This is a genomic window from Bauldia sp. (genome assembly GCF_020442045.1).
Taxonomy (GTDB): domain Bacteria; phylum Pseudomonadota; class Alphaproteobacteria; order Rhizobiales; family Kaistiaceae; genus Bauldia.
Genome location: NZ_JAGRLA010000149.1, coordinates 1 through 9,488, shown reverse-complemented (window position 1 = coordinate 9,488; position 9,488 = coordinate 1). Strand labels below are relative to the sequence as shown.

At 67.3% G+C, this 9,488-nt stretch carries 11 protein-coding genes; 3 read left to right on the top strand and 8 right to left on the bottom strand.

The features are described 5' to 3' along the window. The first annotated feature begins 225 nt into the window (after nt 1-225). The 3 genes from KDJ86_RS16695 to KDJ86_RS16685 all read left to right on the top strand — a co-directional run bounded on the left by KDJ86_RS16695 (nt 226) and on the right by KDJ86_RS16685 (nt 2,396). A complete protein-coding gene (locus KDJ86_RS16695) occupies nt 226-558 on the top strand; it encodes a hypothetical protein (RefSeq protein WP_291748382.1) in 333 nt (110 codons plus the stop codon). Between the two features lie 21 nt (nt 559-579). Then, on the top strand, nt 580-1,146 hold the full coding sequence (locus tag KDJ86_RS16690; protein ID WP_291748379.1) for a LemA family protein: 567 nt from the start codon (nt 580-582) through the stop codon (nt 1,144-1,146). Between the two features lie 167 nt (nt 1,147-1,313). Then, nucleotides 1,314-2,396 (top strand): M48 family metallopeptidase, encoded by a 1,083-nt coding sequence (locus KDJ86_RS16685; protein WP_291748377.1) that lies wholly within the window; start codon nt 1,314-1,316, stop codon nt 2,394-2,396. Between the two features lie 59 nt (nt 2,397-2,455). Here KDJ86_RS16685 and KDJ86_RS16680 read toward each other — a convergent pair whose 3' ends face one another. The 8 genes from KDJ86_RS16680 to KDJ86_RS16645 all read right to left on the bottom strand — a co-directional run. Beyond that, nucleotides 2,456-3,043 (bottom strand): VOC family protein, encoded by a 588-nt coding sequence (locus KDJ86_RS16680; protein WP_291748375.1) that lies wholly within the window; start codon nt 3,041-3,043, stop codon nt 2,456-2,458. Nucleotides 3,044-3,103: 60 nt separating this feature from the next. Then, the gene (locus KDJ86_RS16675; protein WP_291748373.1) at nt 3,104-4,936 is read right to left on the bottom strand and encodes an ABC transporter ATP-binding protein; all 1,833 of its coding nucleotides are present in this window, start codon (nt 4,934-4,936) and stop codon (nt 3,104-3,106) included. A 69-nt stretch (nt 4,937-5,005) separates the two neighbouring features. Next, entirely contained in the window at nt 5,006-6,184 is a 1,179-nt protein-coding gene (locus KDJ86_RS16670; RefSeq protein WP_291748368.1) for a M20 aminoacylase family protein, read from the bottom strand. A 102-nt stretch (nt 6,185-6,286) separates the two neighbouring features. Further along, entirely contained in the window at nt 6,287-6,913 is a 627-nt protein-coding gene (ureG, locus tag KDJ86_RS16665) for an urease accessory protein UreG (protein ID WP_291748365.1), read from the bottom strand. Beyond that, nucleotides 6,910-7,638: an urease accessory protein UreF gene (locus KDJ86_RS16660; protein ID WP_291748364.1), complete on the bottom strand. Its 729-nt coding sequence runs from the start codon at nt 7,636-7,638 to the stop codon at nt 6,910-6,912. The genes ureG and KDJ86_RS16660 overlap by 4 nt, the downstream gene beginning before the upstream one ends. After that, nucleotides 7,631-8,113, bottom strand: coding sequence for an urease accessory protein UreE (locus KDJ86_RS16655; protein WP_367116837.1), 483 nt, complete (start codon nt 8,111-8,113; stop codon nt 7,631-7,633). The genes KDJ86_RS16660 and KDJ86_RS16655 overlap by 8 nt, the downstream gene beginning before the upstream one ends. Beyond that, nucleotides 8,110-8,661: a hypothetical protein gene (locus tag KDJ86_RS16650; RefSeq protein ID WP_291748361.1), complete on the bottom strand. Its 552-nt coding sequence runs from the start codon at nt 8,659-8,661 to the stop codon at nt 8,110-8,112. Before KDJ86_RS16650 ends, KDJ86_RS16655 begins: the two co-directional genes overlap by 4 nt. A 47-nt stretch (nt 8,662-8,708) precedes the next feature. Next, the coding region (locus tag KDJ86_RS16645; protein WP_291748358.1) for an urease subunit alpha at nt 8,709-9,488 on the bottom strand (780 nt) is incomplete at its 5' end.

Here is a 9,488-nt window from a genome sequence, read left to right as displayed (position 1 = left end):
GGGTCTGCGGGACATGACCCGCCTTAAGGCGCGCGGGCGCCCACCTGCCCGCGCGGCCGGAGCATGGACCGGATGGCGACAAGTCGCCGGGCGGGCGGCGGAAGCCGCCGGCGTTTCCCTTGCGATGGCGGCTGCCGTCGCCCGCCACCCCCGGCATCGCCGGGGATTGCAGGGACTGTCAACGATCCGGGCTGGATACGGCCGCGGAAACGATGAGGCATGGCCATGGCGAAGAAGACGGACGCGGAAAGCCTCGCGGAAGCGGAAGCGATCCGCAGGCGCATGCCGGAAATCCACAGGATGATCTGCACGGCGCTCGGGCTCGCCGAGATCTGCACGTTCAAGGCCTGCCGCCGGGCCCGGCGATGCACCACCGCCGACGTCGTCTGCTACCAGCGCCATTGCCGCGAGATCCATGTGATGATCCGTCCGTTCCTCGAAGCCAAGGCCGCAGGCAGGCCGATGCCCGCCTGGCCGGCCAGCGAGGAGGAGTGGGAGGCCCTGATCGGCCCCGAGTGGCCCGACTCGACCGCGCCTGATAAGCTCTCGCCGGATTGAACTCAGGCGGAAGGATATCCCATGGGCACCGTCGGCTGGATCGTGATTGGCGTCATCGTCCTGATCGCCATCTACCTGGTCTTTCTCTACAACCGGCTGGTCAGCCTCAGGCAGACCGTCAACCAGTCGTGGTCCGATATCTCGGTCCAGCTCAAGCAGCGGCACGACCTCGTCCCCAACCTCGTCGAGACCGTCAAGGGCTATGCCGGCCACGAGCGCGAGACGCTGGAGGCGGTGACCGCCGCCCGCAATGCCGCCGTCGCGGCGAGCGGCCCGGAGGCCGCCGCCAAGGCGGAGAACATGCTGACCGGCGCGCTCCGCCAGCTCTTCGCCCTGTCCGAGGCCTATCCCGACCTCAAGGCCAACCAGAATTTCCTCCAGCTCCAGGCAGAGCTTTCCGACATCGAGAACAAGATCGCCGCCTCGCGGCGCTTCTTCAACAACTCGGTCCAGGAATACAACACCTCGATCGAGCAGTTCCCGGCGGTTCTCATCGCCCGCCAGTTCGGCTTCACCGGCCGGGAATTCTTCGAGCTCGACGAGACCGAGGCGGCGGCGGTCGCCGTCCCGCCCTCGGTCAAGTTCTGAACGAGGCGGATCATGGGTCACCGGCCGTGCGACATTACGGGCGGACCCACCCCGATCCTCCGCCGTCCGGCGGAGGACCGCCTGTCCCCGGCACGACCGGGCAGCGGCCATCGCGAAGCGATGGCGGAGGGGGCGCGGGGCGCGCCGTGATCGGATAGGCCGCGCCGATGGGATCCTACGGCCTTCAGACCCACATCTGGAACAACCGGCTGAAGTCTGTGCTTCTGCTCGCCGGTTTCCCCTTCCTGCTCCTCCTCATCTGCTTCGGATTCGCCCTGGTGATCGCCGCTTTCGACAATCCGGATGTCGGCGAGGGATTCGAAACCGCGATCGATCTCATGCCGGTGCTGGTGCCGATCGCAATCGCCGGCTCGCTGGTCTGGTGGGGCATCGCCTTCTTCGCCCATCAGGGCATCATCGACGCCACCACCGGCGCCCATGTCCTCGACCGGCGCGGCAACCCGCGGCTCTGGAACCTCCTGGAGAATCTCTGCATCAGCCGCGGCATCACCATGCCGACGCTGCGGATGATCGACACCGACGCGCGCAACGCCTTCGCCAGCGGCATCCGCGAGAAACATTACTCGATCACCGTCACCCGCGGCCTGGTCGAGTCGCTCGACGACGCCGAGCTCGAGGCGGTGCTCGCCCACGAGCTCACCCATATCCGCAACCGCGACGTCCAGCTGCTGGTCATCGCCGCGGTCTTTGTCGGCATCATCACGCTGGTCGGCGACCTCCTCGTCAGGAGCCCGCGCGCCCTCCTTTACACCTCCGGACGGTCGCGACGCTCTTCCTCCAGCAGCAGCTCCGGCGGCAAGGGCGGTGGCGGCGTCATCGTTCTGATCCTCGTCGCGATCGCCATCTTCATCCTCGCCCGCTTCCTCGCCATCGCCCTCCGCTTCGCGATCTCCCGCAAGCGCGAATACCTGGCCGACGCCGGCGCGGTCGAATTGACCAAGAGCCCGGATGCGATGATCTCCGCGCTGCGCAAGATCGCCGGCCACTCGGAACTGAAGGCGCCGTCGCAGGTCCAGCAGATGTTCATCGACCTGCCAAGGGCGAGCGGCTTCGCCGGCCTCTTCGCCAGCCATCCGCCGATCGAGGATCGCATCGCCGCGCTTGCCAAATATGCCGGCGGCATCGATACGGGAACCACGCCGTCGATCGCCGACGGCACCGCGGCGACACCCGGGATCGGCAGCGATGCCGGCGCCCCGCCGCCCCGTCCGCCCGGTCCGTGGGGCTGAACGGCAGGGCGCATATCCGGGGCCTGGCTCGAGGGCAGGCGCCGGAGCCGTCGCCCGGTTCAGCTCCGGTAGGGGTCCCTCGGCAGCCGGTCGTCGGAAAGGCTCTCGCGCCGGCGGCGCGTGATGTCTTCGATCGCGTCGGCGAGGTGGACCTCGGTGATGTTGTAGTCGCCGCGCGCCACCCTGATCTTGTGGGCCTCGAGCAGCACCTCGCCGTGGGTCACGCCCTCGGGCGGGAAGAAGCGGTAGGCGGCGAGCTCGATCAGTTGCCCGAGCGGATCCTGGAAATAGATCGAATCCATGAAGCCGCGATCCTTCACCCCGCTATGCCGGATGCCGCGCTCGTCAAGCCGTTCGACGGCCTGCGAGAAGGTCGCCCGCGATACCCAGAAGGCGATGTGGTGGACGGCGCCGATGTCGGTCGACGTCCGCCTTGGGTCGGGCTTGCGCTCCTCGCTGGTGAAGACCGTGATCAGCCGGCCGTCGCCGGGATCGAAATAGAGGTGGCTTTCGGCCGGCACGTCGAGGTTGGGCTGCTCGAAGACGAAGGGCATGCCGAGGACGCCTTCCCAGAAGTCGATCGAGGTCTGCCGGTCCGCCCCGACAAGGGTGATGTGGTGAACGCCCTGAACCTGAAGCTTGCGCATGGTGTCCTTGCCCTGACGTTCCGTCCCGCGGTCCGGGCGGGTCCGCGGACCGGCCGATGGCTAGCCGACGCTCGCCACCTTCGGCTCGCCTTCCTCGTCATCGTCGTCGGTCGGATGATCCTGGAACTGGAGCTGGTAGAGGCGTGCGTAGCGCTTGCCGGCCGCAAGCAGCTCGGCATGCCGCCCGCTCTCGGTGATCTTGCCGTCCTCGACGACGCAGATCTTGCTGGCGCCGAGCACCGTCGACAGCCGGTGGGCGATGACGATCGTCGTCCGGCCTGCCATCAGCCGCTCGAAGGCAACCTGGATCTGGTGCTCCGATTCCGAATCGAGGGACGAGGTGGCTTCGTCGAGCAGGATGATCGGCGCGTCGCGAAGCATCGCCCGGGCGATCGCCAGCCGCTGGAGCTGACCGCCGGACAACAGGCCCGAGCCTTCCTCGAGCTCGGTCTCGAAACCGTCCGGCGTCGCCATGATGAAGTCGTGGGCCATCGCGTTCTTCGCCGCGGTCTCGACCTCCTCATCCGTGGCGCTCGGCCGTCCGAAGCGGATATTCTCGCGGATCGTGCCGCGGAAGATCGTCGTATGCTGGCTGACCAGCGCGATCTGGTCGTGCAGCGACGCGATCCGGACCTTCGAGATGTCCTGCCCGTCGATGGTGATCGTTCCGCTCCGGATGTCGTAGAAGCGCTCGATCAGGTTCATGATCGTGCTCTTGCCGCCGCCGGAGGGCCCGACCAGGGCCGTCACCTTCCCGCCCTCTGCCTGAAATTTGAAGTCGCGAAGCACCAGCTTCTTCTTCCGGTATCCGAAATTCACGTCGTCGAAACGGATTTCCCCGGCGGTGATCTCGAGGTCCGGACCGTCCGGATTGGTATCCATCGTAGCCGGAGTGTCGAGGATGTCGTAGACGAAGCGGACACCGACGACGTTGCGCTCCAGCCCGACACGGGTATTGGCGAGGCGCTTTGCCGGCTCGTAGGCGAGCAGGATCGCGGTGATGAAGGACATGAAGGCGCCGGGCTTCTGTCCCTCGTAGATCGTCGCGTAGCCGGCCCACAGGATGACCCCGGCGACCGCGAAGCCGCCCAGCGTCTCCATCAGCGGCGACGTGCGCGCCTTGATCTGCGAGATCTTGTTGCCCCGCCGGCGCACCGATTCGATCGAGGATGTCATCCGCGTCCGCATCGCGGATTCGAGATTGAACGCCTTGACCACCCGAATCCCGATGGCGGTTTCCTGCATCGAAGCGATGATCTGCTGCATGCCCGCGAATTCCGACCGGGCAACCGAACGAATGCGATGCACCAGCCGTCCGACGCCGAACAGGGCGAGCGGACCGATCACGATCACGACCACCGAAAGCCACGGGCTCTTGATGATCATCACGGTGACCAGGCCGACCACCGAAAGCAGGTCCCGCACCAGGCTGGTGAGGACCGTGCTGAGCACCGCCGAGGCCGACCCGGCGCGGTTCGAGACGGCCGTGATCAGCATGCTCGAATGGGTCTTGTCGAAATAGGCGATACCAAGGTTGAGGACATGATCGTAGACGCGCTTCTGCATGTCGGCGACGACGGCGTTGCCGGTGCGGGCCAGCGCGACGGTCGATCCGTACATCGAGATGCCGCGGATCGAGGAAATGACCACCACCGCGGTCGCGAGGATGATGAGTTGGGTGACGCTGCGATCGATGAAGACCTGATCGACGACGTCGCCGATGATCCACGCGGTCAGGGCGGTCGTTCCCGCGACGAAAACCATGAAGAAGCTGGCGATCGCATAGCCCGGAAGGTATTTCCGCCACCCCTCGCGGAAGAGCCGGGCGACAACGTCCCATGGCCCCTTGGGATCTGGCTTCAGGAACGCGCGAATGGAATTGATGATCTGCATCTATGGGTTCGTCTCGGTTTTGCTGGCGCCCATATACACGATCGACGGTCGCCGACGCGACCCCCCGGATCAGGAGCGGCCCGAATCGACCGGCAGCGCGGTCTCGACGAGGCGAACCCAGTAGGAGCACCCGATCGGGATCGCATCGTCGTCGAAATCATACGCGGGACTATGCAGCCCGGCGCTGTCGCCGTTGCCGACGAAGATGAAGGCCCCCGGCCGCTCCTCGAGCATGTAGGAGAAGTCCTCGCCGCCCATCAGCGGCTGTACATCCGTATCGACGCGGTCGGCGCCGACAACGTCGGCCGCGACCATGGCGGCGAATTCCGTCGCCGCGTCGTTGTTGACCGTGACGGGATAGTTCCGGACATAATCCAGCGTCGCCCGCGCGCCATGAGCCGCGGAAATCGACTCGACGATGGTGCGAATCCGGCTCTCGGCAAGGTCACGGACGGTCGGATCGAGGGTTCGGGTCGTGCCGGCGAGATGCGCCGTCTCGGCAATGATGTTGAGCGCGTCGCCGGCGTGGAATTTGGTTACCGAGACCACCGCCGATTCCACCGGGTTGACCGAGCGCGACACAACCGACTGCAGCGCCTGCACGATGGCCGCGCCAACCACCACGGGATCGACGGAAACATGCGGCTGCGCGGCATGGCCTCCCACACCGGTGATGTCGATGGTGAAGTCGTCCGTCGCCGCCATGATCGAACCCGGCCGGATGGCGAATTCGCCGACGGGAATCCCCGGCATGTTGTGCATGCCGTAGACTTCCTCGATGCCCCAGCGCTCCATCAGGCCGTCCTCGACCATCGCCTTGCCGCCGCCGCCGCCCTCTTCCGCGGGCTGGAAGATGACCACCGCGGTCCCGTCGAAATTGCGGGTTTCGGCCAGATATCGCGCGGCGCCGAGCAGCATGGCCGTGTGCCCGTCATGGCCGCAGGCATGCATCCGGCCGTCGATCGTCGAGGCGTAGGGCTTGCCGGTCGTTTCCTTGATCGGCAGCGCATCCATATCGGCGCGCAGCCCGATCACCCGGCCGCCGTCGCTGCGGCCGCGGATCACCCCGACGACCCCCGTCCGGCCAATCCCGGTCGTCACCTCGTCGAGACCGAAGGACGTCAGCTTCTCGGCAACCGACGCCGCCGTCCGGTGGACGTCGTAGAGAATCTCGGGGTGGCTATGAAACTCGTGGCGCCAGGCGACGATATCGTCCTGGAAATCCGCCAAACGGTTGATGACTGGCATACAGGCTCCACCGATACCGGCGGGGGGACCATAGCCCCCCGAGACCCGGAAAGCGAGGCCCGCGACGACGATAGCCGGGTCTTGTTGCACCGCCGCAACGGATCAGGCCGCGGGCCGCAACCCGCCCTGCGACTCGAGGAATGCGACGACCTCGTCGAGGCCGGTGCCATCCTTCATGTTGGCGAAGACGAACGGCCGGCCACCGCGCATCTTCGTCGCGTCGCGCTCCATCACCCCGAGCGACGCGCCGACCATCGGCGCGAGGTCGATCTTGTTGATGACCAGCAGATCGGAGCGGACGATCCCCGGCCCGCCCTTGCGCGGAATCTTGTCGCCGGCCGATACATCGATGACGTAGATCGTCAAATCCGCGAGTTCCGGCGAGAAGGTCGCGGCCAGGTTGTCGCCGCCCGATTCGATCAGGATCATGTCGAGCTTCGGGTAGCGGCTCCGCAGGTCGGCGACCGCCGCGAGATTGATCGAGGCGTCCTCGCGGATCGCGGTATGCGGGCAGCCACCGGTCTCGACGCCGAGGATGCGGGCCTCCGGCAGCGCGCCGGACCGGATGAGGAATTCGGCATCCTCCCGCGTGTAGATGTCGTTGGTGATGACCGCGATGTCATAGTCGCCGGCGAGACGCTTGCAGAGCGCGTCGGTGAGCGCAGTCTTGCCGGAACCGACCGGGCCGCCGATGCCGAGGCGGAGCGGACCATTGGGCGAGGGATTCATGAGCGGAACAGCCTCGTATACTGGGTTTCGTGTTTCATGCTGGCGATATCGGCGCGAAGCGCCATGCCGCCGAGTTCGTCGAGGTCCGCCACGGCGGCCGCTTCGGCGACCTCCCGGCAGACCGGGGCAAGCGCCGCGATGACCCTCTGGCCGTCGGTCTGGCCGATGGGGATGGCGCGGATACCGGCCGAGACGATATTCGCGACGAAGGCATTGAGGCAGGCGACCAGCGCCATGTCGATCGGAATGCGGTGGGCGGCCGCCGCGATCGCCACCGCGACCGGATAGGCAACCGCCGCGTCAGCTCCAAGCACCTCCGCCAGATGGGCAAGGCGGTCGTTGGACCAGGCGCCGGACACCGCGACCAGGAAGGCGCGCCCCTGGGCGGTCGCCTCGAGATGGCGCTCGCGCGACGGCTGGAAGGCCGCGGCCAGCGCCGCGATGTCCCGCAATTCCTGGACCCGGTCATCCCACGCCGCCCGATGGGCATGGGCGAACAGGATCGCGTCGTTCCGCCCGCCGCCGTGGCGCAGCACCGCGCCGAGCCACTGTTCGAGGTCGGCGGCCCTGCCGACCGTGCCGTCCTCGATCGCCCATTCGAGGCCGTGGCTGTAGGTATAGGCGCCGACCGGGAAGGACGGCGAGAGCCAGGCCAGCAGCTTGACCAGCGCGCCGGCAAGCGCGTCGGTGTCGGATGCCGTGTCCGGTGGCCTTCGTTCAAGCATGGCTGTGGTGATGGCCGTGCCCGTGACCGGAGCGGCCTTCCTCCCCGTGGCCATAGGCGCCGCCCTCGGGATCGAAGGGCGCGTCGACATGGGCGACCGCGGCGCCGAGGCCGACCAGCATCGCCTCGATGACATGGTCGCGGCGGATCAGCAGCCGGTCGCCGTCGAGCTGGGCCGGCAGGTGGCGGTTGCCGAGGTGCCAGGCGAGCCGGACGAGCGCGGCGGTGTCGGCGGCCCGGATCTCGGTCAGCGGCTCCGCCGCCGCCTTCACCGCGACCACCCGGCCGTCATCGAGAACCAGGCCGTCGCCGTCGCGCAACGTCGTCGCCTCGGCAAGGTCGAGCAGGAAATCGAGTCCCCCGGCCCCGCGCATGGCAAGCCGCCGGCGATGCCGGTGGTCGTGGTCGAGCAGCACCGTGTCGGTCGCAGGCTCCGGCCATTCGCCGGCGGGCCGGACATGGGTCGCGCGGATCATGTCGATGAGACCTCCCCCGCAGCGTGCCGACGCCGCCGGTCGATGAACCACCGGACCAGCAGCACCACGACGATCGCCATGGCCAGCGTCGTGAAGGCGCTCTTCAGCACCGTCCAGCGATTCGCGGCGGCGACCATCTCCGGCGTGACCCCGTCGGGTCCGGCCTTCAGCATGGCGACCACCGACGCATTTTCGAGCCAGTCGAAGACGGCGCCCGGCACCGCGAAGGCGGCGAGAACCCAGCGCCAGACACCGAGCCGTTCCGGCGCCAGCCCGGCTATGGCGAAGAACAGCGTCGCGCCGAGCAGCGCGGGATAGGCCGTATCGAGCATCTGCTGGATGCCGAGATAGAAGGCAACGCCGTCCGCCGGCAGGGCCGCGAGAAACGCCTGCGCCTCGGTCAGTCCATAGCCCGCCGGGCGCAGGTCGAAGGGCGTGAGGCCGCCGGCCTGCGTCGCGATGATCGGCAGCGACCACATCATCATGACGGCGTAGACGATGACCGTCGCGGCGAACAGCGTCCAGAAGGCGGCACGGCGTGATTTCATTGCTCCGGCTCCCGAAGGAAGCTCCCGGCACCCTCTCCCTACCGTTCCTAGAACAGAAAGTACCGCTGCGCCATCGGCAGCACCTCGGCCGGGGCGCAGGTCAGCAATTCGCCATCGGCGCGCACCTCGTAGGTTTCCGGGTCGACCTCGATCTCCGGCGTCGCCGCATTGTGGATCATCGATTCCTTCGAGATGCCGCGGGTATGGCGAACCGGCAGCACGGTACGATCGAGCCCGAGCCGCTCGGTGATCCCCTCGGCGATCGCCGCCTGGCTGACGAAGGTCACCGCCGAATGGGTCATCGACTGGCCGAAGCCGCCGAACATCGGCCGGTAGTGGACCGGCTGCGGCGTCGGGATCGAGGCATTGGGATCGCCCATCTGGGCGGCGGCGATCGTCCCCATCTTGATCACCATGTCGGGCTTGACGCCGAAGAAGGCCGGCGACCAGATCACGAGGTCGGCGAGCTTGCCGATCTCGACCGAACCGACCCACTCGTCGAGGCCGTGGGCGATTGCCGGGTTGATCGTGTATTTGGCGACGTAGCGCTTGACCCGGAAATTGTCGTTGCCGGACGAATCCTCGGGCAGCGGCCCCCGCTGCACCTTCATCTTGTGCGCCGTCTGCCAGGTCCGGATCAGCACCTCGCCGACGCGGCCCATCGCCTGGCTGTCCGAGGCCATCATCGAGAAGGCGCCGAGATCGTGGAGGATATCCTCGGCCGCGATCGTCTCCTTGCGGATGCGGCTCTCCGCGAAGGCGACGTCCTCGGGGATCGACGAATCGAGATGGTGGCACACCATCAGCATGTCGAGATGCTCGTCGAT

Excerpts from the sequence above, each read along its gene's own strand:
- KDJ86_RS16685 (WP_291748377.1), top strand. The coding sequence starts at position 1,314 with ATGGGATCCTACGGCCTTCAGACCCACATCTGGAACAACCGGCTGAAG.
- KDJ86_RS16680 (WP_291748375.1), bottom strand. The coding sequence starts at position 3,043 with ATGCGCAAGCTTCAGGTTCAGGGCGTTCACCACATCACCCTTGTCGGG.
- KDJ86_RS16690 (WP_291748379.1), top strand. The coding sequence starts at position 580 with ATGGGCACCGTCGGCTGGATCGTGATTGGCGTCATCGTCCTGATCGCC.
- KDJ86_RS16675 (WP_291748373.1), bottom strand. The coding sequence starts at position 4,936 with ATGCAGATCATCAATTCCATTCGCGCGTTCCTGAAGCCAGATCCCAAG.
- ureG (WP_291748365.1), bottom strand. The coding sequence starts at position 6,913 with ATGAATCCCTCGCCCAATGGTCCGCTCCGCCTCGGCATCGGCGGCCCG.
- KDJ86_RS16660 (WP_291748364.1), bottom strand. The coding sequence starts at position 7,638 with ATGCTTGAACGAAGGCCACCGGACACGGCATCCGACACCGACGCGCTT.
- KDJ86_RS16670 (WP_291748368.1), bottom strand. The coding sequence starts at position 6,184 with ATGCCAGTCATCAACCGTTTGGCGGATTTCCAGGACGATATCGTCGCC.
- KDJ86_RS16695 (WP_291748382.1), top strand. The coding sequence starts at position 226 with ATGGCGAAGAAGACGGACGCGGAAAGCCTCGCGGAAGCGGAAGCGATC.
- KDJ86_RS16655 (WP_367116837.1), bottom strand. The coding sequence starts at position 8,113 with ATGATCCGCGCGACCCATGTCCGGCCCGCCGGCGAATGGCCGGAGCCT.
- KDJ86_RS16650 (WP_291748361.1), bottom strand. The coding sequence starts at position 8,661 with ATGAAATCACGCCGTGCCGCCTTCTGGACGCTGTTCGCCGCGACGGTC.